Source organism: Micromonospora sp. URMC 105 (assembly GCF_051386295.1).
Lineage (GTDB): Bacteria > Actinomycetota > Actinomycetes > Mycobacteriales > Micromonosporaceae > Micromonospora.
In genome coordinates, this window is sequence record NZ_JBPQTL010000102.1 from 1 (window position 1) to 20681 (window position 20681).

Consider the following 20681-nt stretch of genomic DNA (forward strand, 5'->3'; position numbering starts at 1 on the left):
CCCCCCCCCCCCCCCCCCACGATCGGGGTACGTCGTCAGCGACGGCTCTCGCCGCTGCTGATCTCCTCGCGCTCGGCGCGGGGCTCGACGGGCGGGTGCCCCGGCGAGACCGGCGCCTCGGCCGGCTTCTCGATCGGGTAGAAGAAGCCCCGGATGGCCGGGCCGAGGGCACCGAGCCGGTTCATCTTCTTCGGCACCACCCAGCCGACGTAGTCCAGCGGGGCGTGCCCGTCGTGGCCGTCGGCCGAGCTGAGCGGCTGGTGCACCTCGACGAAGCGGCCGTCCGGCAGGCGCCGGATGATGCCGGTCTCCACGCCGTGCGCCAGCACCTCACGGTCGTGCTGCTGCAGACCGAGGCAGATCCGGTACGTCACGTAGTACGCCAGCGGCGGGACCACCAGCAGACCGATCCGGCCGGCCCAGGTCATCGCGTTGAGGCTGATGTTGAACTTGTCGGCGATGACGTCGTTCGCGCCGGACAGGGTCAGCACCATGAAGAACGCGACGGCCATGGCGCCCACCGCGGTACGGGCCGGGACGTCCCGCGGCCGCTGCAGCAGGTTGTGGCTCTTGCGGTCCTTGAGGTGCCGGGCCTCCAGGAACGGGTAGAGCGTGGAGAGCGCCACCAGGATGCCGGGGAGCACCACGGTCGGCCAGAACAGCGGCGGGATGATGTAACCGTCGCCGAACGGGATGTTCAGGTCCCAGGCCGGCATCAGTCGCGTCGAGCCGTCGAGGAACATGACGTACCAGTCGGGCTGGCTCGCCGCGGAGACCACCCACGCCTCGTACGGGCCGAAGTACCAGATCGGGTTGATCTGGAAGAGACCGCCCATCAGCGCGACGACCGCGAAGACGAGCATGAAGAACCCGCCCTGCTTCAGGGCGTACCGCGGGAACATCCGCTCGCCGACCACGTTGTCGTTGGTCCGGCCGGGGCCGGGCCACTGGGTGTGCTTCTGCTTGAAGACCAGGCCCAGGTGAGCACCGATCAGCGCGAGCAGCAGACCCGGGATGAGCAGCACGTGGGCGATGTAGAAGCGGCTGATGATGATCGTGCCGGGGAACTCCCCGCCGAAGATCGACGAGGTGAGCCAGGAGCCGATCACCGGGATGGACAGCATGATCGCCGAGGCGATCCGCAGGCCGGTGCCGGAGAGGCCGTCGTCCGGCAGCGAGTAGCCGGTGAAGCCGGCGAGGAAGCCGACCCAGAACAGCAGCGAGCCGATGATCCAGTTCGTCTCCCGCGGCTTGCGGAAGGCGCCGGTGAAGAAGACCCGCAGCATGTGCACCACGATGGCGGCCATGAACAGCAGGGCCGACCAGTGGTGCATCTGCCGCATGACCAGGCCACCCCGGACGTCGAACGACAGGTCCAGGCTGGAGGCGTACGCGGCCGACATCGGCGTGCCCCGCAGCGGGGCGTAGCTGCCGTTGTAGACGACCTCGGTCATCGCCGGCTCGTAGAAGAAGGTCAGGAAGACACCGGTCAGCAGCAGGATCACGAACGAGAAGAGCGCGATCTCGCCGAGCAGGAACGACCAGTGGTCGGGGAAGACCTTGTTCAGCAGCCGGCGCAGGGGCGTGGCCACCTGGAAGCGGTCGTCCACTTCCCGTGCGGCCTTGCCCGGCACCGCTGCTACGTCAAACTTACGGCGCTTCATGCGGGGCGCTCCCAGAAGTCCGGCCCGACCGGCTCCTGATAGTCCGTCCGTGCCACGAAGAAGCCCTCCTCATCCACCTCGATGGGCAGCTGCGGGAGCCTCCGGCTGGCAGGACCGAAGATGGGGCGGGCGTTGTCAGTGATCAGGAACTGCGACTGGTGGCACGGGCAGAGCAGGCGGTTGGTCTGCTGCTCGTACAGGCTGGCGGGGCAGCCGGCGTGGGTGCAGATCTTCGAGTACGCGATGTAGTTGCCCCACATGAAGTCGGGCTTTCCCTCACGCTCGTTGTTGCGCCGCGCGTCCTGGGCGTCGGAGTCCCGCAGGTGGATCAGCAGCGTCGGCGAGTCGGCGTGCATGTTGCTCACGCCGTGCTCGATGCCGGGGAAGACGGTGAGCTGACCGCCGCTGCTGATGTCCGCCGGGCGGATCGGCCGGCCGTCCTCGCGGACCAACCGGATCTTCTCGCCCTCGTTCGCGGCGGCGAAGCCGGTGCGGAACATCTGGTTGTTCTTGTGCGGGTCGGAGATCAGACCGCCGACCAGCGGGGCCGCGGCGACCGCCGCGACCGGCGCCAGACCGGCCAGCAGGGAGACACCCAGCAGGGGACGACGGCGCACGTTGAGCTCGTCGGCCATGTAGAGCATCGTCTGGCCGACGATGCGCTGCTCCTCCGGCGAGGAGGACTGCCCCTGGTGGCGGTCCTGGATCGAGACCTCCTTGGGCAGCACCTTCTTGCCCCAGACCAGGATGCCGAAGCCGAGCGCGCCGAGCGCGACACCCAGGGTCAGGCCGAGCAGCGGGGTGAAGAGCTTGTCGCCGCCGTGGGCGCCCTCGTACTGCCACGGCCACCAGATGTAGACGACCAGGAAGGCGGTCGCCGCCAGGCCGGTCAGCAGGAAGAGGAACGCGACGAGACGGACCATCCGCCGCTCCGCCTTGGTGCCCTCGGCGAACTGCGGCTCGTAGTGGACGATCTCGATGTCGTCGCGGCGGGCACCCTCCACGACGATGTCGAACCGCGTCGTGCGGGGGTCGTCGATGTCGAAGGACTTCTCGCCGGCCGGGCCGGCCGTCTTGTCCGTGTGGGTGCTCACGCCCTCACCTCGCTCGGGGCGGTGCCGCGCCGCGGCACCACAGCGCTGAACCGAATGATCTGCCCGGTCACGACTTGCCCGCGATCCACAGGCTGGCGAAGACCAGCGCGACGACGCCGACCAGGAAGATCGCCAGGCCCTCGGTCGAGGGACCGTACCGGCCGAGGTTGAACCCGCCGTGGTCCTCGCCCTGCTTCAGGGTCTCCTGGATGTAGGCGATGATGTCCGCCTTCTGCTCCGGGGTGATCTGGTTGTCCCCGAACACCGGCATGTTCTGCGGGCCGCTCAGCATGGCGGCGTAGATCTGGCGGTCGGTGGCCGGGCGCAGGCTCGGGGCGAACTTGCCCGAGGAGAGCGCGCCGCCGCCACCGCCGAAGGCGTGGCACTGCGAGCAGTTGACCCGGAACAGCTCACCGCCGGCGGCGATGTTGGCGTCCTTGTGCAGGTTGTCACCGGCCGGCACGACCGGGCCGCCACCCAGTTCCTGGACGTACTGCGCCAGCTGGCGGATCTCCTCGTCGGTGAAGACCTTCGGCTTGCGCCAGGCCTGCGCCTCCTGGCGGGCCATCGGCATGCGGCCGGTGCCGACCTGGAACTCCACCGAGGCCGCGCCGACTCCGACCAGGCTCGGTCCGCGCCCTTCGACACCCTGCGCGTTGCGACCGTGACAGGTCACACAGCTCACGTCGAACAGCGCCTTGCCCTCTGCGGCGGCGCCGGTCAGCGGCGGGTTTTCCTGCGCCTGCACGCCGGGGGCGAAGACGGTGTAGGCGCCGCCGGCCAGCATCAGCGCGGCGAACAGCCGGACCGCGGCGCCCAGCCGGCGGCGGCCCCTGCTGCGCGCTACGGGCCGCCCGCGCAGGCGCGCGAGCAGACCGCGTCGGCGGTCGTTGTCAGAAGTCATGACCTGTGTCCTTAACCGGTTGGACCTTGTCTCAGGGGACGGAGCAGCGGCGCGATACGTGACGCGCCAAGATCACTGAAGCCAGTAGATCATGGCGTAGAGCCCGATCCACACCACGTCGACGAAGTGCCAGTAGTACGACACGACGATCGCCGAGGTGGCCTGGGCGGGGGTGAACCGGCCCATGGTGGTGCGGATCATGAAGATGACGAAGGCGATGAGGCCGCCGGTCACGTGCAGGCCGTGGAAGCCGGTGGTGAGGTAGAACATCGACCCGTAACCGTCTTCGTTGATCTTGATGCCCTCGTGCACCAGCTCGCGGTACTCGTTCACCTGGCCGAGCACGAAGATCAGGCCCATCACGAAGGTGATCGTGAACCAGCGCCGCAGGGCGTGGACGTCACCCTTCTCCGCCGCGAAGACGCCGAGCTGGCAGGTCACCGAGGACAACACCAGGATCACCGTGAAGGTGGTCGCGTACGGGATGTTGAGGTGCTCGGTGTGCTTCGCCCACTGCTCCGGCGCCGCAGCGCGGATGGAGAAGTACATCGCGAACAGCGCCGCGAAGAACATGAGTTCGCTGGAGAGCCACACGATCGTCCCGACGCTGACCATGTTGGGTCGGGTCAGGGAGTGGATCCGGCTCTTGTCAATGGCTGGGGCCGCAGTCACGCGGTCATTATTGCCCTTGACCGGGGCGGGCGATCAGCGGGGGGCCAAACCAACGCGAGGGATGGCCCGATCGTGGTGGTCCGGTTCGCCTGGCCTAGCCTGAAAAGCGTGCTGCACGTCGATTCGATCTTCGCCGCGACCTCGGCGGGCCCGTCGGCGGTCCTCGCCGCCGGAGGCGACGCCGTCCCGCCGCCGTTCACCGTCGCCCGGGTCTTCACCGAGACCCGGCTGGACAGCTGGCTCGCCCTCGGGCTGGTCCTGGCCGCCGGACTCTACCTCTACGGGGTGTACCGGCTGCGGCTGCGCGGGGACGCCTGGCCGGTCGTGCGGACGATCTGCTTCCTCGGCCCGGGCCTCGGCGGCATCGCCGCGGTCACGGTCAGCGGCCTGCACGCGTACGACACGGCGCTGGTGTCGGTGCACATGGTGCAGCACATGGTGCTGTCGATGGTCGCGCCGATCTTCCTCGCCCTGGGCGCCCCGGTCACCCTGGCCCTGCGCACGCTGCCGGTCCGCCCGCGCAAGCGCCTGCTGGCGATCGTGCACAGCCGGTTCGCCAAGGTCTACAGCTACCCGCTGGTGGCGTTCAGCATCTTCGTGGTCAACCCGTTCGCGCTCTACTTCAGCGGCCTCTACGAGTACACGCTGGAGCACGCCTGGGCGCACGAGCTGGTGCACGCGCACTTCATCGCCACCGGCTGCGTGTTCTTCTGGCCACTGCTCGGCCTCGACCCGCTGCCGGGCCGGTGGCCGTACCCGGCGCGGGCGCTGCTGATGCTGCTCTCCGTGCCGTTCCACACGGTGCTCGGGCTCACCATCATGCAGAGCACCACCCTGCTCGGCGGCGACTGGTACCCGTCGCTCAACCTGGCCTGGTCGAACCCGCGCGACGACCAGGTGGTCGCCGGCGGCATCCTCTGGGCCGGTGGCGAGTTCGTCAGTGTGACGATGCTCGCGGTGCTGGTCGTGCAGTGGATCCGGCAGTCCGAGCGGGAGGCCCGCCGGCTCGACCGCGAGCTGGACCGCCAGGAGGCCCGGGAACGGGCCGCCGACGCCGCCCCGACCGCGGCCCCGGGCACCCCGGCCTGAGCTGCGCCGACGCCGCGTGCGCGGCGGGCCGCCGGGCGGGATGTCAGCTACGCCACACCGGCGGGTACGATCAGCGGGCAGCTACGAGGTGGGAGCCAGTTCAGCGATGAGCGATCGTCAGTGCACCGTCCTGCTCTACAGCGACGACCCGCAGGTCCGTGACCGGATGCGGCTGGCCGTCGGCACCCGCCCCGCGCCCGGCCTCGAGATCGAGTTCGTCGAGGCGGCCACGTACGCCGAGTGCGTCCGGCTGGTCGACGACTACGAGATCGACCTCATGCTGCTCGACGGCGAGGCCAGCCCGGGCGGTGGCATCGGCATCGCCCGCCAGATCAAGGACGACCGGGACGACGCCCCGCCCACCTGCGTGGTCATCGCCCGCTCCGCCGACCGATGGCTCGCCGCGTACGCGCAGGTCGACGCCACGCTGATGCACCCGCTCGACCCGGTGACCACCGGCACCACGGTCGCCGAGCTGCTGCGTACGCACGCCGCCGCCTGAGCCGGCGCGCTCGGCGGCGCCTCCGGTGCCCGGGCTGACGGGCGCCCACCCCGTCCCACCCGCACCCACGCCCGCTCGGGAGGCCCACGATGGGCGAACGGACCTGGCCGCACCTGCTCAACACGCTGTTGCGCGGCGGGGAGCTCTCCACCGCCGACACCGCCTGGGCGATGGACGAGATCATGACCGGCGCCGCCGCCCCGTCCCAGGTCGCCGCCTTCGCGGTGGCGCTGCGGGCCAAGGGCGAGACCCCCGCCGAGCTGGCCGGGCTGGTCGAGGCGATGCTCGGCCGGGCGGTCCCGGTCGAGCTGCCGGAGGAGTTGCGGCAGACCGCGCTGGACGTGGTCGGCACCGGCGGTGACCTCGCCCACACCGTGAACATCTCCACCATGACCGCGCTGGTGGTGGCCGGCGCCGGCGTCCGGGTGGTCAAGCACGGCAACCGCGCCGCCTCCTCGCTCTGCGGCACCGCCGACCTGCTGGAGTTCCTCGGGGTGCCGCTGGACCTCGCGCCCGAGCAGGTCGCCCGCTGCGTCGAGGAGGCCGGGATCGGGTTCTGCTTCGCCGGCCGGTTCCACCCCGGGATGCGGCACGCCGGCCCGGTCCGCCGCGAGATCGGCGTGCCCACCTTCTTCAACTTCCTCGGCCCGCTGACCAACCCGGCCCGGCCCAGGGCCGGCGCCGTCGGCTGCTTCGACGCGCGGATGGCCCCGGTGATGGCCGCCGTCTTCGCCGGGCGGGGCGACTCGGCGATCGTGATGCGCGGTGAGGACGGCCTGGACGAGTTCACCACCGCCGCCCCGACCCGGGTCTGGGTGGCCCAGCAGGGCACCGTCAGGGAGGCGCTGCTGGACGCGCGGGACCTCGGGGTGCCCCGGTCCACGCTGGCCGACCTGCGCGGCGGAGACGCGGCGTACAACGCTCAGGTGGCGCGCCGGCTGCTGGCCGGCGACCCCGGCCCGGTACGGGACGCGGTGCTGGTCAACTCCGCGGCCGCGCTGGCCACCCAGGGCCCGTTGGACGGCGACCTGACCGAGGCGCTGCGGGCCGGGATGGACCGGGCCGCCGAGTCGATCGACTCGGGGTCGGCCGCCGCCGTCCTGGACCGCTGGGTCGAGGTGTCCCGCGCGCTCTGAGCGCCGGTCCGCGGGTCGGTGGCGGGACGCGCCGAGGGCGTCCCGGCCGGAAATGTCGGAGGGGCGTGCCAAACTACACGGGAGTAATTTTCCGTTTTCCACCGATGGCGGCGATGGCCGTCGGCGGGCACCGGAGCGAGAGGAGACGCCCGTGTCGGACCGCGAGCTCTACTGCGACACCTGCGAGGGCGTTCAGCCGTTCGAGACCCCACCCTGCGTCGACGGTCACGGCGCCGACTGCGCCGAGCTGGTCTGCATCGGCTGCGGTGCGGCCGTGCTGATCGCCACCTTCACCTTCCACGCCCCCAGCCTCGCCGACCGGCGTGGGCGAGCGGCGTCCCGGTCCGGCCGCCGCGCGGCCTGACCCGCTCCCGATCCCTCGCCAGCGGCCACCCGACGAGGTCGGCCGGCGGCCGGCCGCGCCCGCCCGAGGTCGGCCGGTGCCGGGCAACGGCCACCTGCGCTCCGACGGACGTCGTCCCGGCCCTGTGGAGCTGATGTCGTGGACGACTCACCTGGCCGCGCCCGACGAGCGCCGCCGCCTGATCCGTTCACGTCATCAGCTCCACAGCAGGCACCGCGTCCCCGCAAGCCGACCCGCCGCCACCACTTGCGCGGCAGGGGGCGGAACACGCGCAGGCCCGCGTCCCAGAAGCGGGACGCGGGCCTGCGGGTGAAGCCGTCGGATCAGTGCTCGGCGGTACGCCGGGTGCCGGTGTAGTACTCGAAGAGCAGGCCGCAGGCGGCGAAGATCACCGCGACCAGGCCGACGCCCACCAGCCAGAACTGCCAGTACACCAGGCCCATGCCGGCCACCGCGGCGGCCAGCGCCAGGCCGAACGGCCAGTAGCTGCCCGGGCTGAAGAAGCCGATCTCGCCCGCACCGTCGGCGATCTCGCCGTCCGGCCGGTCCTCCGGCCGCAGGTCGATGCGGCGCGAGACGAACCAGAAGAAGCCGCCGCACATCGCGCAGAGCAGGAACGACAGCAGCAGGGCGATGGTGCCGACCCACTCGACCTGGCCACCCGAGTCACCCCAGGTCCAGACGCCGTAGAGCACCGTCGCGCCGAGCAGGAACGCGGCGATGACCAGGAAGATACGCCACTCGGTCTTCATCTCGGTTCCCTCAGTTCCTCGGGTCGGAGTGCGACTTGTCGGGGTTGAAGGTGCCCACGTTACGCCGGGTCTTGAACGGCGTGGTGGTCGTCGCGTACGGGTCCTCGCCGATGGCGCTGAGCGCCTCCTGCGTCGACTTGCCGTCCCGCTTGGCCGCCAGGAACTGGTCGTACTTCTCCGGGGAGACGACGCGCAACTCGAAGTTCATGAAGGCGTGGTAGCTGCCGCAGAGCTCGGCGCACCGGCCGACGTACGCGCCCTCGTTCTCCAGCTTGGAGACCTCGAAGACGTTGCGGACGTTGCCCGGCATGACGTCCCGCTTGAACAGCATCTCCGGCACCCAGAACGAGTGGATGACGTCGCGGCTGGTCTCCTCGAACCGGATCGACCGGTCGGTCGGCAGGACCAGCACCGGGATGACCTCGCTGGTGCCGAGCACCGACGCCACGGTGTTGGCCTCCGGGCCCTGACCGTCGCGATAGTTGAACTGCCAGTTCCACTTGAACGCGACGACCTCGACGGTCACGTCGGGGTTCTTCGTCGTCCGGACCACGTCGGTCTGCACGACCGCCGTGTAGTAGAAGAGCACGGAGACGATGAGGATCGGCGCGATGGTGTAGAGGAACTCCATCGGCAGGTTGTAGCGGGTCTGCACCGGCAGCTCGTTGCCCCGCTTGCGGTAGCGCACGATGCACCAGAAGATCAGGCCCCACACGAAGACGCCGACCGCGAGGGCGGCGATGCAGGAGGCGATCCACAGGTCGTACATCCGGTGCGACTCCGGCGAGATGCCGCCCTGCGGCCAGCCGAAACCGTCGACCGCGCTGCCGACGTCACAGCCCGTGAGCAGGACCAGCAGCGCCGCTCCGCCGAGACCGAGCCCGGCGAGTCGACCAGCACCACGCCGCCGGCGCCCACCGGCTCCTGGGGAAGCGCTGTGCCGTACGGCCGAGGGCCGTACCTCCGAACTCCTTGCGACCACCTGGTCCTGCCTCCCTAGCGCGCCGCGGTGGGTTTCCCTGAAGCACCGACGGCAAAGGCGTCACCGACGGTCGCAGATTACTCGACCATGACGGGCTCGCCCGTGTTGGGGTCACTGTGCGCCCCCATCGGGGGGCTCGTGGGCAAAGCGACCCGATAGCGTGGGCTGTCGTGAGCCCTACCCCGGTCTACCTGGACGCGGCCACTGCCGCGCCGCTGCATCCGGTCGCCCGGCAGGCACTGCTGGCCGCCCTCGACGACGGCTGGGCCGACCCCGGCCGCCTGTACAGCCAGGCCCGCCGGGCCCGCCAGCTCCTCGACGCCGCCCGCGAGGCCACCGCGGCCACCCTCGGCGTCCGCGCCGACGAGCTCTCCTTCACCCCCAGCGGTACGGCGGCGGCGCACGGGGCGGTGCTGGGCGGGCTGGCCGGGCGGCGGCGGATCGGGGCGCGGCTGGTGCACTCCGCGATCGAGCACTCCGCGGTGCTGCACGCCGCCGAGCGGCACGTGGCGGGCGGCGGCACCGCGGTCGGCGTGCCGGTGGACCGGCTCGGCCGGCTCGAGGAGTCCGCCTGGTCCGAGGCGGTACGCACGCCGGGGGTGGCGCTGGCCGCGTTGATCGCCGCCAGCCACGAGGTGGGCACCGTCCAGCCGGTGGCACGGGCGGCGGCCGACTGCGCCGACGCCGGTGTCCCGCTCTACGTCGACGCGGCCCAGGTGGTGGGGCGGGCGCCGGTGCCGGCCGGCTGGTCGGTGCTGACCGCCAGCGCGCACAAGTGGGGCGGGCCACCCGGCGTCGGGCTGCTGGTGGTGCGCAAGGGCACCCGCTGGGAGTCGCCCTGGCCGGCCGACGAGCGGGAGTCGGGGCGTACCCCCGGGGTGGTGAACCTGCCGGCGGTGGTGGCGGCGGCGGCGAGCCTGCGCGCGGCGGCGGCCGACGCCGCGGCCGAGGCGGCCCGGCTGGCGCCGCTGGTGGACCGGATCCGGGCCCGGGTGGCGGCCGAGGTGCCGGACGTGGAGGTGGTCGGCGACCCGAGCGACCGGCTCCCCCACCTGGTCACCTTCTCCTGCCTGTACGTCGACGGCGAGGTGCTGCTGCACGCGCTGGACCGGCGCGGCTTCGCGGTCTCCTCCGGCTCGTCCTGCACCTCCTCGACGCTGCGCCCGTCGCACGTGCTGGAGGCGATGGGGGTGCTGTCGCACGGCAACGTCCGGGTGTCGCTGCACCGGGAGACGACCGAGGCGGACGTCGAGCGGTTCCTGGCGGAGCTGCCGGGGATCGTCGCCGAGCTGCGCGCCGAGGCGGGGGTGGTGGGGCTGTGACCGAACCCACGGAGGTGCTGGACTGCCGGGGCCAGCGCTGCCCCCTGCCGGTGATCGCGCTGGCCCGCCGGCTGCCCGAGCTGCCGGTCGGGGCCGTGCTGCGCGTCCTGGCCGACGACCCGGCCGCCGCCGTCGACATCCCCGCCTGGTGCCGCATGCGCGGGCAGCACTTCGTCGCCGCCGTGCCGGACACCCCCGCCTACGACATCCGCCGCACCCACTGACCCCCCGCCAGATCCCGCAGGCGGGGGTGGGTGGGTCAGGTGAGGTAGGTGAGGATGGCGGGGAGGGGGTCTACGTCCACGGAGGTGTCGACCACCAGGCGCGGGCCGATGATCGGCTCGTAGGCGGCCCGCCGGAGCAGGGTCTGGTCCCAGGTGGGGGTCAGCGCGTCGGGCTCGGCGGGCAGCCGCGCCTCGACCCGGCGGCGGTGCTCCGCCTCGTCGCCGCAGTGCACCTCGACCAGCCGCAGCGGCACCCCGGCCCGCTCGGCCAGGTCGTGCCAGAGACCGCGGGCGCCGGCCACCGGGTTGACCGCGTCGACCACCACGCTCAACCCCAGCCTGAGCTGCACCTCGGCCAACCCCGCGACCGCCTGGTACGCGGCCGTCCCGGGCACGTCGCCGACCAGCCCGTGGCGGGCCAGCGCCCGCTCGACCGGGCCGACCGGCAGCACCGGTGCGCCCAGCGCGGCGCCGACCCGCTCGGCCAGGGTGCTCTTGCCCACCCCCGGCAGGCCGGCGAACGCGACCAGGACCGGGCTCACGGCAGCAGGTACGGCCGCACGTCCTCGGCGGCGGCGTCGCCGTACGACTCGGCCAGGCGCTTGACGAACAGGTCGCGGCGGACCTCGTACTCCTGGGTGCCGACGGTCTCCAGCACCAGCGTGGCGAGCAGCGAGCCGACCTGCGCGGCCCGCTCCAGGCCGAGGCCCCAGGAGAGCGCGGCGAAGAACCCGGCGCGGAAGCCGTCGCCGACGCCGGTCGGGTCAACCGCCTGAATCTCCCGGGCGATCGGTACGTGGATCTTCCCGAAGTCCCGGCCGGCGATCTCCGCGCCGTCCTTGCCCAGCGTGGTGACCCGCACCTTCACCCGGTCGAGCAGCTGCTCGTCGGTGAGGCCGGCCTTGCTCTGCAGCAGGGACTTCTCGTAGTCGTTGGTCATCAGGTAGTCGGCGCCGTCGATCAGGCCGATCACGTCCGAGCCGTCCATCCGGGCGAGCTGCTGCGACGGGTCGGCGACGAAGGCGTAGCCACGGTCCCGGCACTCCGCGGAGTGCCGGATCATCGCCTCCGGGTCGTTGGCGCTGACCAGCACCAGGTCCAGACCGCCGAGCCGCTGGGCGACCGGGGAGAGCTCGATGTTGCGGGCCTCGCTCATCGCCCCGGCGTAGAAGGAGGCGATCTGGCACATGTCGGTGTCCGTGGTGCAGACGAACCGGGCGGTGTGCGCCACCTCGCTGACGTGCACGGACTCGCAGTCGACCCCGTGCCGCTCCAGCCAGGAGCGGTAGTCGGCGAAGTCGGCGCCGACGGCGCCGAGCAGCACCGGGCGCAGCCCGAGCTGCGCCATGCCGAAGGCGATGTTGGCCGCCACTCCGCCCCGGCGCAGCACCAGGTCGTCCACGAGGAACGACAGCGACACCTTGTGCAGCTGGTCGGCGATGAGCTGGTCGGCGAAGCGGCCGGGGAAACTCATCAGGTGGTCGGTCGCGATCGAGCCGGTCACGGCGATCTTCATGTCAACCCTCGCGGTCGGGAGCACGGCGCCGGTCAGCCTACCGGTCGCCCGGGGGCGCCGGTCCAGGGTCGGTCGGCGACGCGCCACCCGCCGGTCGTCCGGACGTCATCTCCGGGCGAAGGTGAGAGGCCGCCCACAGACGGCGGCGGGGCCGCCCCGAAGGGCGGCCCCCCCCCCCCCCCCCCCCCCCCCCCCCCCCCCACGACGTGCTCGTCGACTCAGCTGAAGGAGTCGCCGCAGGCGCAGGAGCTGCCCGCGTTGGGGTTGTCGATGGTGAAGCCCTGGGCGTCGATCCGGTCGGCGAAGTCGATGGTCGCCCCGGCCAGGTAGGGGGCGCTCATCCGGTCGACGACGACCTCGACACCGCCGAAGTCGGTGACGACGTCACCGTCGAGCGACCGCTCGTCGAAGAAGAGCTGGTACCGCAGGCCGGAGCAGCCGCCCGGCTGCACCGCGACCCGGAGCCGCAGGTCGTCGCGGCCCTCCTGCTCGATCAGGGCCTTGACCTTCTGCGCCGCGACGTCGGTGAGGACGACGGAAGTAGGGGCCTGGGCCTCGGTCGACTCGGTCTGCGCTGGCGTGGTCACGTGGAAATCTCCCTGCGCGGTATGGGTCCGGATGCACTGGCCAACATCGCGCGTCGGCCAGTGATTCCCGGTGTGGTCCAGATCCGATCGTACGCCGCCCCGGCCGCCGCCACCCGGGGGCGTGACCGCACGCTCGCGACCCGCGCCGCAGGTCCGCCCCGGCGGGCGCCCGTCCGGTACGGGTCTCAGCGGCTCCACTGCCGGGCCAGCCGCGCGCCCAGCGCCCGCAGCCCCTCGGCCGGGCGGCCCATCGCCGCCTCGACGCCGCCGCGTTCCTCCCCGCCGAAGTGCTCCACCAGGCTGTACGTCTCGGTGACGCCGGCCGAGGCCGCCTCCCGCCGCCCGGTGCTCACCCGTCCCGCCAGCACCACGCAGGGCACCCCCCGGTCGCGGGCGGCGCCGGCCACCCCGGCGACCACCTTGCCGCGCAGCGACTGGTGGTCGAAGGACCCCTCCCCGGTGATCACCAGGTCGGTGGCGTCGAGCGCGGCGTCCAGCCCGATCGCCCGGGTCACCAGGTCGATGCCGGACTCGCACCGCCCGTCCAGGGCGAGGATCGCCGCGCCGAGGCCGCCGGCCGCACCGCCGCCCGGGAGCGTGCCCAGCCCGGACGGGCAGCCGGGCAGGTCCCGTTCGAGTACCGCCGCCCAGCGCTCCAGCGCGGCGTCGAGCAGCAGCACGTCCTCGCGGGTGGCGCCCTTCTGCGGGCCGTAGACGTTGCTCGCCCCGTGCAGCCCGAGCAGCGGGTTGTCCACGTCGGTGGCGGCGACCAGGGTGGCGCCGCGCAACCGGGGCGCGCCGTCGAGGGTGGCGACGGCGGCGAGCGCGGCCCCGCCGTACGGCAGGGCCAGGCCGGCGTCGTCCAGCGGGGTCGCGCCGAGCGCGGTGAGCAGGCCGGCCCCGCCGTCGTTGGTGCCGGAGCCGCCGAGCCCGACCACCACCGTGCGGGCCCCGTGCTCGACCGCCGCGGTGACCAGCGTGCCCAGCCCGTAGGAGGTGGTCGCCTTCGGGTCCCGCTCGGCGGCGGAGAGCAGGTGCAGTCCGCAGGCCTGGGCGCTCTCCAGGTAGGCGGTGCCGTCGTCGGTGAGCAGGATCTCACCGGCGGCCGGGCGGCCGAGCGGGTCGACGGTCGGCACCGGGATCCGCCGGCCGCCGAGGGCGTCGGCGAGCACCGCGACGAAGCCCGGCCCGCCGTCGGCGAGCGGCCGGATCAGCAGGTCGTCGCCGGCGGCGACGGCCCGCCAGCCCTCGGCGACGGCGGCGGCGACCTCCCGGGCCGCGAGGGTGCCGGCGAACTTGTCCGGACAGAGCAGCACGCGCATGCCTGGCAGTGTGGCAGCCCACACCGGCGGAGGCTGCACGGCAGCCACGCTGTGGGACCATGGAGGGCGTGACTTCGACCTGGGTGGAACCCTCCAACACCGCGACTGCGCTGCTGCTCCTCGGCCGCGGCAGCGACCCCGCCACCGAGCGTGGCGTGGAGTGTCCGGGCGACCTGCCGGCGCCGAGCGACCCCGACCTGGTGGCCCGGGCGGCGGCGGCCAAGGCCGCGCTCGGCACGAAGGTGTTCGTGCTGGGCCACCACTACCAGCGCGACGAGGTGATCCAGTTCGCCGACGTGACCGGCGACTCGTTCAAGCTGGCCCGGGAGGCGGCCGCCCGGCCGGACGCGGAGTACATCGTCTTCTGCGGCGTGCACTTCATGGCCGAGAGCGCCGACATCCTCACCACGGACGCGCAGAAGGTGATCCTGCCCGACCTGGCGGCCGGCTGCTCGATGGCGGACATGGCGGTGCTGTCGCAGGTCGAGACCGCCTGGGACGTGCTGACCGAGCTGGGCCTCGCGGCGGACACCGTCCCGGTGACCTACATGAACTCCTCGGCCGACATCAAGGGCTTCGTCGGGCGCAACGGCGGCGTGGTCTGCACCTCGTCGAACGCCAAGCGGGCGCTGGACTGGGCGTACCAGCAGGGGTCGAAGGTGCTCTTCCTGCCCGACCAGCACCTGGGCCGCAACACGGCCGTGCTGGAGATGGGCTTCTCGCTCGACGACTGCGTGCTGTACGACCCGCACAAGCCGGGCGGCGGGCTCACCCCGGAGCAGCTGCGCGACGCGAAGATGATCCTGTGGCGCGGGCACTGCTCGGTGCACGGCCGGTTCACCCTCGACAGCGTCAACGACGTCCGCGAGCGGGTGCCGGGGGTCAACGTGCTGGTGCACCCGGAGTGCCGGCACGAGGTGGTCAACGCCGCCGATCACGTCGGCTCGACCGAGTACATCATCAAGACCATCGAGGCGGCCCCGGCCGGCTCGGCCTGGGCCGTCGGCACCGAGCTGAACCTGGTCCGCCGGCTGGCGCTGGCGCACCCGGACAAGCAGATCATGTTCCTGGACAAGGCGGTCTGCTACTGCTCGACCATGAACCGGATCGACCTGCCGCACCTGGTCTGGGCGCTGGAGGAGCTGGTCGCCGGGCGGGTGGTCAACCAGATCACCGTCGATGCGGACACCGCGCACCACGCCCGGGTGGCGCTGGACCAGATGCTCGCGCTGCCGGGCGCCGACACGCCGCCGCCGACCGCCAACTGATCACCCTCGGTCACATCGCTGGTACGGAAACACACCGGAATCCCCGGTTCGTGCCGTGCCTGGCGATGTGACCGATTCCATTTTCGTCACCGAGGGCTATGCTGCCGGGGCGAACGACACGCGGACCGTTTTGCGCCGGTCCCATTCCGGGTAGCTGGACAGCCGGCAAGACAGCTGGACAGCTCGACCCCCCTCGACACACAGCACCACCCGACGCGCGCTGGAGGTTGCGTTGACCGACGACGTCCTGGTCGTACACGGAGGCACGCCGCTGGAAGGGCGGATCCGCGTGCGCGGCGCGAAGAACCTCGTCTCGAAGGCGATGGTCGCCGCCCTGCTCGGCGACACGCCCAGCCGACTCTTCGACGTGCCGCGCATCCGTGACGTCGAGGTGGTCCGCGGGCTGCTCGGCCTGCACGGGGTGAAGGTCACCGACGGCGCCGAGGAAGGCGAACTGGTCTTCGACCCGGCCAACGTCGAGAGCGCGAGCACCGACCAGATCAACGTGCACGCGGGCTCCAGCCGGATCCCGATCCTGTTCTGCGGCCCGCTGCTGCACCGGCTCGGGCACGCGTTCATCCCCGACCTGGGCGGCTGCCACATCGGCCCGCGCCCGATCGACTTCCACCTCCAGGCGCTGCGCGAGTTCGGCGCCACCGTGGAGAAGACCCCGGAGGGGCTGCACCTGTCGGCGCCGAACGGGCTGCACGGCACCAAGTTCTCCCTGCCGTACCCGAGCGTGGGCGCCACCGAGCAGGTGCTGCTCACCGCGGTGATGGCCGAGGGCGTCACCGAGCTGCGCAACGCCGCCGTCGAGCCGGAGATCATCGACCTGATCTGCATCCTGCAGAAGATGGGCGCGATCATCAAGGTCCACACCGACCGGGTGATCGAGATCCAGGGCGTGAAGCGGCTCAGCGGCTACACCCACCGGCCGATCCCGGACCGGATCGAGGCGGCGAGCTGGGCGGCGGCGGCGCTGGCCACCCGCGGGCACGTCGAGGTGCTCGGCGCCCAGCAGGTCGACATGATGACCTTCCTGAACGTCTTCCGCTCGGTCGGCGGCGCGTACGAGGTGACCGACGCCCGCGCGCCGAAGCTCGGCGACCCGGGCCAGGAGGGCGGCATCCGGTTCTGGCACCCGGGCGGCGAGCTGAACGCCGTGGCGCTGGAGACCGACGTGCACCCCGGTTTCATGACCGACTGGCAGCAGCCCCTGGTGGTCGCGCTGACCCAGGCCCGCGGGCTGTCGATCGTCCACGAGACGGTCTACGAGCAGCGGCTGGGCTACACCGAGGCGTTGAACACCATGGGCGCCAACATCCAGGTCTACCGGGACTGCCTGGGTGGCACCCCGTGCCGCTTCGGCCGGCGCAACTTCAAGCACTCGGCGGTGATCGCCGGCCCGAGCAAGCTGCACGCGGCCGACCTGGTCATCCCGGACCTGCGCGCCGGGTTCAGCCACCTGATCGCGGCGCTCGCCGCCGAGGGCACCTCCCGGGTGTACGGCGTCGACCTGATCAACCGCGGTTACGAGGACTTCGAGGCGAAGCTGGCCAGCCTGGGCGCGCACGTCGAGCGTCCGTAACCGAACTCACCCGCTCCGCCGAGCGCCCGGTGCACCGTGATGTGCACCGGGCGCCGTCGTTTGGCTACCCTTCACCTCGTGCCGTCGCTGTTTCGCCGCAAGCCCGCCGAATCCGACTCCTCCGACACCGTCGTGGTGACCGAGGAGCAGCCCGCCGCGCGCGCCCGGGGCTACACCCCGAGCAAGAAGGAGCTGGGCCTGCAGACCCCGAAGCGGCCGGTGGCCGGTCGCCGGCCGGCCGGCCCGGCGAAGCCGCTGACCAAGGAGGAGGCCCGGGAGCAGCGCCGGGCGGCCCGCGCCGAGGCGGCGGCCGAGTTCCGCCGCGAGGGCGGCCCGCGCGACCGCGGCCCGGAGCGGCTGCTGGCCCGCAATGTGGTCGACTCCCGGCGTACGGTCGGCACCTGGTTCTTCGGCGGCGCGCTGATCGTGCTGATCGGCTCCAACCAGGCCATGCCCCCGGCGATCCGGCTGGCCTCGAACGTGGTCTGGGGCGCGCTCGCGCTCGGCGTGGTGATCGACTCGATCCTGATCTCCCGCAAGATCAAGAAGCTGATCCGGGAGCGCTTCCCCAACAGCGGCGAGCGGATGGGGTCGCTCTACCTCTACGCGATCATGCGCTCGATCACCTTCCGCCGGATGCGGGCGCCCGCGCCCCGGGTCGCCATCGGCGACAAGATCTGACCCTGCAGGGTCAACCGGTGACCGGGACCTGCCGTCCCTGGGCAGACCGGTAGAGCCGGGTCACCACCTCCTCGATGTCCGGCTCGACGATCGAGATGTCGCGCAGGGTGGCCAGGCCGGCCAGCCCGGCCACCACCTCCGCCGCGCCCGCCGAGTCGCAGGCGTAGACCAGCCGGCGCCCGTCGGCCTCGACGCGCTCCAGCGGCGCGCCGGGCAGCGCCGGCGGGCTGGCCAGCGCGGCGTCCAGCTCGGCGACGACCAGCCGGCGGGAGCCGTACCGGCTGTGCAGGGCGGCGATCGAGCCGTCGTGCACCACCCGGCCGTGGTCGATCACCACGAGCCGCCGGCAGAGCCGCTCGATGTCGGCCAGGTCGTGGGTGGTGAGCACCAGCGTGGTGTCGCCGGCCCGGCTCAGCTCGCCGAGGAAGTCGCGGACCGCCCGCTTGCTCACCACGTCCAGGCCGATGGTGGGCTCGTCGAGGAAGAGCACCCGCGGGCCGTGCAGCAGCGCAGCGGTCAGCTCACCGCGCATCCGCTGCCCGAGGGAGAGCTGCCGCACCGGGGTGTCCAGGAACTCGTCGAGGTCCAGCAGGTCGCGGCAGCGGCGCAGCCGGGCCGCGTGGTCGCCGGCCGGCACCCGGTAGACGTGCCGCAGCAGGTCGAACGAGTCGCGCAGCGGCAGGTCCCACCAGAGCTGGGACCGCTGACCGAAGACCACGCCGATGCCGAGGGCCAGCCGGGTGCGCTGGGCGACCGGACGCAGCCCGCAGACGCGCACCTCTCCGCCGGAGGGGGTGAGCACGCCGGTGAGCATCTTCAGGGTGGTGGACTTGCCGGCCCCGTTGGGACCGATGTAGCCGAGGGTCTCCCCGCGCTCCACCCGCAGGTCCACCCCGTCGACGGCGGTGACCGTCCGCTTCTCGCGGCGCAGCCGGCCGACCTTGACCCGTACCGTGAACTCCTTGCGCAGCCCCTGCGCGTCGATCACCAGGCTCATGACCCCGTACTCCGGTAGTGGCGGACACCGACGCGCCAGGCCAGCGCCGCCGCGGCGGCGGCGACCAGCGCGACGCCGGGGGCGGCCCAGCCCGCCCAGGCCGGCAGGCCGAGCGGGTCGGCCCGGCCGAGCAGCGCCAGGGCCGGCTGGTAGCTGACGAAGGCGAACCCCAGCGCGTACGCGAAGACGGCCCGGAACCAGCCCTCGAAGACCGTGACCGGGTACGAGGTGAAGTCCCGGCCGCCGTAGGTGACCGAGTTGGCCAGCTCCCCCGACTCCACCCAGTAGAACGACACGGTGGCGGTGGCCACGAAGAGCGAGCCGAAGAAGACCACCCCGGCCAGCGGGGCGACGCCGGCCAGCACCACCCGGCCGGGCGTCCAGTCGATCCCGGCGTTGGCCAGCGCCACCACCAGCACGGCCAGGCCGAACAGGGCCCGCGAGAGCTTGCGCAGCGGCAGGTCCATCAGTAGCAGCTGAGGCAGGGTGTCGAGCGGCCGCAGCAGCACCGCGTCGAGCAGCCCGGTACGCACGTACCGGGGCAGCCGCTCGATGTTGCCGACCAGCAGGTCGGCGGTGGCGAACGCGCAGGAGGAGAGGCCGACCATCACCAGCGTCTCCGGCAGCGTGAAGCCGCCCAGCTGGTGGGTCACCCCGTACAGCACCAGGACGGTGACCACGTCGAAGACGGTGGCCCCGACGTTGCCCAGCAGGTCCACCACGAAGGACGTCCGGTACGCCGTCTGCGACCGCGCCTGCGCCCGCAGCAGGGCCCGGTACGCGGTGGCCGTGCCGCCCGCCTCAGCCACCCTGCACCACCAGCCGGCGTTCGGCGCGGCGCTGGACCAGCCGGCAGGCGGCCAGGATCAGCACCGTCCAGCCGAGCTGGAGGGCGACCAGCCCGAGCTGGGTGGCCGGTGGGTCCCGCTCGACCAGCACGTCCAGCGGGGTCTGCAGCAGGCTCGGGAAGGGGGTGCCGAACCAGAGCCAGAGCTGGAGCGGTTCGGGCAGGAAGCGCAGCGGGAAGTAGAGCCCGGCCAGCACCGCCGAGCCGAGCGTCCACAGGATCATCGGGCCCCGGACGTCCTGCAACCAGTACGCCGTGGTGTTGACCAGGAACCGGCAGCCGAAGCAGAGCACCACCGCGGTGACCACGGAGACGACGAACAGCGGCAGGGTCCACCAGCGGGTGGGCAGGTACACGTCGAAGAAGAGCGGGCCGATGAGCACCGGCGGCAGCATCCGGGCCAGCACGGCGTACCCGGCGCGGCCCAGGTCGGTGGCGAGGTAGCTGGTCACCGGGTGCACCGGGCGGAGCAGGTCACCGGCGACGTCGCCGGTGCGGATCCGGTCGGCCAGGTCGGACCAGCCCCAGAGCAGGATCACCGCCAGCAGGCCCTGCGCGGCCCAGACGAAGGTGGCGAGCTGCGCCCGGTCGTACCCGGCGACGGCGCCGGCGCTGCCGACCGCCGCGAGCAGCACGTAGCAGTGGAGGAACCCGAAGACGGAGTTGGTGACGACACCGGCGAGTGCGGCCTGCCGGTAGGTGGCGTATCGTCGGAAGCCGGATCGGGATATAGCCCAGAATGTCCGAAACCATAGGATAACGTTTGAGGCCGTGGGCGGTGCCACAGTGGCGGTGACCGAGCCCACGCCGTTACCCTCCATCCGCAGCCATGCCATGCCGGGTTGGGCGACTCTACCGGCACGTGGGGGCCCCGGCACGACAATTTCCAACGAGGTGACACCGCCGTGAGCGAGCGACGCGAGCCGGGCATCGGGCCGCGCCGCACGGGCGGCGACGAGGGCCCCCGATGACGGCGGGCTACCGCGACCGCTGGCACGATCCGGCCGAACCCTCCTGGGTGGTCGAGCCGACCACGGAATGGGAGCCGCAGTTCCCCGGCCAGCGCTATCCCGGCGACATCGGGCCCCGGCACACCCCGCCGCCGCGCGGGCGGGCCGCCGTGGTCGGCCCAGGACCGCCCGAGGTACGTCCCGTCGGGGCGGGTGGGGG

At 72.4% G+C, this 20681-nt stretch carries 23 protein-coding genes; 10 read left to right on the top strand and 13 right to left on the bottom strand.

Going from position 1 to position 20681, the window contains the following annotated elements; genetic code table 11:
* Nucleotides 1–35: 35 nt before the first annotated feature.
* The 4 genes from qcrB to ctaE form a co-directional block, all read right to left on the bottom strand.
* Entirely contained in the window at nucleotides 36–1664 is a 1629-nt protein-coding gene (qcrB, locus tag ACSNN7_RS24465) for a cytochrome bc1 complex cytochrome b subunit (protein WP_436683280.1), read from the bottom strand.
* Nucleotides 1661–2758, bottom strand: a complete 1098-nt coding sequence (gene qcrA / locus ACSNN7_RS24470) for a cytochrome bc1 complex Rieske iron-sulfur subunit (protein WP_436683281.1) — start codon at nucleotides 2756–2758, stop codon at nucleotides 1661–1663. Before qcrA ends, qcrB begins: the two co-directional genes overlap by 4 nt.
* Before the next feature lie 67 nt (nucleotides 2759–2825).
* Nucleotides 2826–3662 carry a cytochrome bc1 complex diheme cytochrome c subunit gene (qcrC, locus tag ACSNN7_RS24475; protein WP_436683282.1) on the bottom strand — a complete coding sequence of 279 codons (837 nt, stop codon included), beginning with the start codon at nucleotides 3660–3662 and terminating at the stop codon, nucleotides 2826–2828.
* A gap of 72 nt (nucleotides 3663–3734) precedes the next feature.
* Nucleotides 3735–4334: an aa3-type cytochrome oxidase subunit III gene (gene ctaE / locus ACSNN7_RS24480; RefSeq protein ID WP_436683283.1), complete on the bottom strand. Its 600-nt coding sequence runs from the start codon at nucleotides 4332–4334 to the stop codon at nucleotides 3735–3737.
* A gap of 108 nt (nucleotides 4335–4442) precedes the next feature.
* Between ctaE and ACSNN7_RS24485 the strand changes: the two genes are divergently transcribed.
* The 4 genes from ACSNN7_RS24485 (at nucleotide 4443) to ACSNN7_RS24500 (ending at nucleotide 7425) form a co-directional block, all read left to right on the top strand.
* Nucleotides 4443–5423, top strand: a complete 981-nt coding sequence (locus ACSNN7_RS24485) for a cytochrome c oxidase assembly protein (protein WP_436683284.1) — start codon at nucleotides 4443–4445, stop codon at nucleotides 5421–5423.
* 106 nt (nucleotides 5424–5529) lie between these two features.
* Nucleotides 5530–5925 (top strand): hypothetical protein, encoded by a 396-nt coding sequence (locus ACSNN7_RS24490; RefSeq protein ID WP_436683285.1) that lies wholly within the window; start codon nucleotides 5530–5532, stop codon nucleotides 5923–5925.
* An 89-nt stretch (nucleotides 5926–6014) separates the two neighbouring features.
* Nucleotides 6015–7061: an anthranilate phosphoribosyltransferase gene (trpD, locus tag ACSNN7_RS24495; protein ID WP_436683286.1), complete on the top strand. Its 1047-nt coding sequence runs from the start codon at nucleotides 6015–6017 to the stop codon at nucleotides 7059–7061.
* A gap of 151 nt (nucleotides 7062–7212) precedes the next feature.
* A complete protein-coding gene (locus tag ACSNN7_RS24500) occupies nucleotides 7213–7425 on the top strand; it encodes a hypothetical protein (protein ID WP_436683287.1) in 213 nt (70 codons plus the stop codon).
* Nucleotides 7426–7748: 323 nt separating this feature from the next.
* Here the strand turns inward: ACSNN7_RS24500 and ACSNN7_RS24505 are convergent, their stop codons facing one another.
* Nucleotides 7749–8177, bottom strand: a complete 429-nt coding sequence (locus ACSNN7_RS24505) for a cytochrome c oxidase subunit 4 (RefSeq protein WP_436683288.1) — start codon at nucleotides 8175–8177, stop codon at nucleotides 7749–7751.
* A gap of 10 nt (nucleotides 8178–8187) precedes the next feature.
* Nucleotides 8188–9159 carry an aa3-type cytochrome oxidase subunit II gene (ctaC, locus tag ACSNN7_RS24510; RefSeq protein ID WP_436683289.1) on the bottom strand — a complete coding sequence of 324 codons (972 nt, stop codon included), beginning with the start codon at nucleotides 9157–9159 and terminating at the stop codon, nucleotides 8188–8190.
* 170 nt (nucleotides 9160–9329) lie between these two features.
* On the opposite strand from ctaC, the gene ACSNN7_RS24515 reads away from it, so the two are divergent.
* Together ACSNN7_RS24515 and ACSNN7_RS24520 are read left to right on the top strand one after the other, a co-directional pair.
* Nucleotides 9330–10481 carry a cysteine desulfurase family protein gene (locus tag ACSNN7_RS24515; RefSeq protein ID WP_436683290.1) on the top strand — a complete coding sequence of 384 codons (1152 nt, stop codon included), beginning with the start codon at nucleotides 9330–9332 and terminating at the stop codon, nucleotides 10479–10481.
* Nucleotides 10478–10705, top strand: coding sequence for a sulfurtransferase TusA family protein (locus tag ACSNN7_RS24520; protein ID WP_436683291.1), 228 nt, complete (start codon nucleotides 10478–10480; stop codon nucleotides 10703–10705). Before ACSNN7_RS24515 ends, ACSNN7_RS24520 begins: the two co-directional genes overlap by 4 nt.
* 35 nt (nucleotides 10706–10740) lie before the next feature.
* Here the strand turns inward: ACSNN7_RS24520 and ACSNN7_RS24525 are convergent, their stop codons facing one another.
* From ACSNN7_RS24525 to ACSNN7_RS24540, 4 genes are all read right to left on the bottom strand, one after another.
* Complete coding sequence (locus tag ACSNN7_RS24525) at nucleotides 10741–11247, bottom strand: AAA family ATPase (RefSeq protein WP_436683292.1); 507 nt, start codon at nucleotides 11245–11247, stop codon at nucleotides 10741–10743.
* Complete coding sequence (locus ACSNN7_RS24530) at nucleotides 11244–12221, bottom strand: carbohydrate kinase family protein (RefSeq protein WP_436683293.1); 978 nt, start codon at nucleotides 12219–12221, stop codon at nucleotides 11244–11246. Before ACSNN7_RS24530 ends, ACSNN7_RS24525 begins: the two co-directional genes overlap by 4 nt.
* A gap of 218 nt (nucleotides 12222–12439) precedes the next feature.
* Nucleotides 12440–12808, bottom strand: a complete 369-nt coding sequence (erpA, locus tag ACSNN7_RS24535) for an iron-sulfur cluster insertion protein ErpA (RefSeq protein ID WP_334450203.1) — start codon at nucleotides 12806–12808, stop codon at nucleotides 12440–12442.
* 185 nt (nucleotides 12809–12993) lie between these two features.
* Complete coding sequence (locus tag ACSNN7_RS24540; protein WP_436683294.1) at nucleotides 12994–14130, bottom strand: glycerate kinase family protein; 1137 nt, start codon at nucleotides 14128–14130, stop codon at nucleotides 12994–12996.
* A 68-nt stretch (nucleotides 14131–14198) separates the two neighbouring features.
* On the opposite strand from ACSNN7_RS24540, the gene nadA reads away from it, so the two are divergent.
* The 3 genes from nadA (at nucleotide 14199) to ACSNN7_RS24555 (ending at nucleotide 17667) form a co-directional block, all read left to right on the top strand.
* Nucleotides 14199–15398 carry a quinolinate synthase NadA gene (gene nadA / locus ACSNN7_RS24545; RefSeq protein WP_436683295.1) on the top strand — a complete coding sequence of 400 codons (1200 nt, stop codon included), beginning with the start codon at nucleotides 14199–14201 and terminating at the stop codon, nucleotides 15396–15398.
* 232 nt (nucleotides 15399–15630) lie between these two features.
* On the top strand, nucleotides 15631–16986 hold the full coding sequence (gene murA, locus ACSNN7_RS24550) for a UDP-N-acetylglucosamine 1-carboxyvinyltransferase (protein WP_436683296.1): 1356 nt from the start codon (nucleotides 15631–15633) through the stop codon (nucleotides 16984–16986).
* A 39-nt stretch (nucleotides 16987–17025) separates the two neighbouring features.
* Nucleotides 17026–17667, top strand: coding sequence for a DUF3043 domain-containing protein (locus tag ACSNN7_RS24555; protein WP_436683297.1), 642 nt, complete (start codon nucleotides 17026–17028; stop codon nucleotides 17665–17667).
* Nucleotides 17668–17677: 10 nt separating this feature from the next.
* Here the strand turns inward: ACSNN7_RS24555 and ACSNN7_RS24560 are convergent, their stop codons facing one another.
* Genes ACSNN7_RS24560 through ACSNN7_RS24570 form a run of 3 tightly spaced genes read right to left on the bottom strand, consistent with a single transcriptional unit; the run spans nucleotide 17678 to nucleotide 20317 of the window.
* Nucleotides 17678–18664 carry an ABC transporter ATP-binding protein gene (locus ACSNN7_RS24560; RefSeq protein ID WP_436683298.1) on the bottom strand — a complete coding sequence of 329 codons (987 nt, stop codon included), beginning with the start codon at nucleotides 18662–18664 and terminating at the stop codon, nucleotides 17678–17680.
* Nucleotides 18661–19473, bottom strand: coding sequence for an ABC transporter permease (locus ACSNN7_RS24565; protein WP_436683299.1), 813 nt, complete (start codon nucleotides 19471–19473; stop codon nucleotides 18661–18663). Before ACSNN7_RS24565 ends, ACSNN7_RS24560 begins: the two co-directional genes overlap by 4 nt.
* Nucleotides 19466–20317, bottom strand: a complete 852-nt coding sequence (locus ACSNN7_RS24570) for an ABC transporter permease (RefSeq protein WP_436683301.1) — start codon at nucleotides 20315–20317, stop codon at nucleotides 19466–19468. Before ACSNN7_RS24570 ends, ACSNN7_RS24565 begins: the two co-directional genes overlap by 8 nt.
* A gap of 161 nt (nucleotides 20318–20478) precedes the next feature.
* Between ACSNN7_RS24570 and ACSNN7_RS24575 the strand changes: the two genes are divergently transcribed.
* The coding region (locus ACSNN7_RS24575) for a hypothetical protein (protein WP_436683300.1) at nucleotides 20479–20681 on the top strand (203 nt) is incomplete at its 3' end.

Coding starts and splice junctions, on each gene's coding strand:
- qcrB (WP_436683280.1), bottom strand. CDS start 1,664: ATGAAGCGCCGTAAGTTTGACGTAGCAGCGGTGCCGGGCAAGGCCGCA.
- qcrC (WP_436683282.1), bottom strand. CDS start 3,662: ATGACTTCTGACAACGACCGCCGACGCGGTCTGCTCGCGCGCCTGCGC.
- ACSNN7_RS24490 (WP_436683285.1), top strand. CDS start 5,530: ATGAGCGATCGTCAGTGCACCGTCCTGCTCTACAGCGACGACCCGCAG.
- trpD (WP_436683286.1), top strand. CDS start 6,015: ATGGGCGAACGGACCTGGCCGCACCTGCTCAACACGCTGTTGCGCGGC.
- ACSNN7_RS24505 (WP_436683288.1), bottom strand. CDS start 8,177: ATGAAGACCGAGTGGCGTATCTTCCTGGTCATCGCCGCGTTCCTGCTC.
- ACSNN7_RS24530 (WP_436683293.1), bottom strand. CDS start 12,221: ATGAAGATCGCCGTGACCGGCTCGATCGCGACCGACCACCTGATGAGT.
- ACSNN7_RS24540 (WP_436683294.1), bottom strand. CDS start 14,130: ATGCGCGTGCTGCTCTGTCCGGACAAGTTCGCCGGCACCCTCGCGGCC.
- ACSNN7_RS24555 (WP_436683297.1), top strand. CDS start 17,026: ATGTGCACCGGGCGCCGTCGTTTGGCTACCCTTCACCTCGTGCCGTCG.
- ACSNN7_RS24560 (WP_436683298.1), bottom strand. CDS start 18,664: ATGAGCCTGGTGATCGACGCGCAGGGGCTGCGCAAGGAGTTCACGGTA.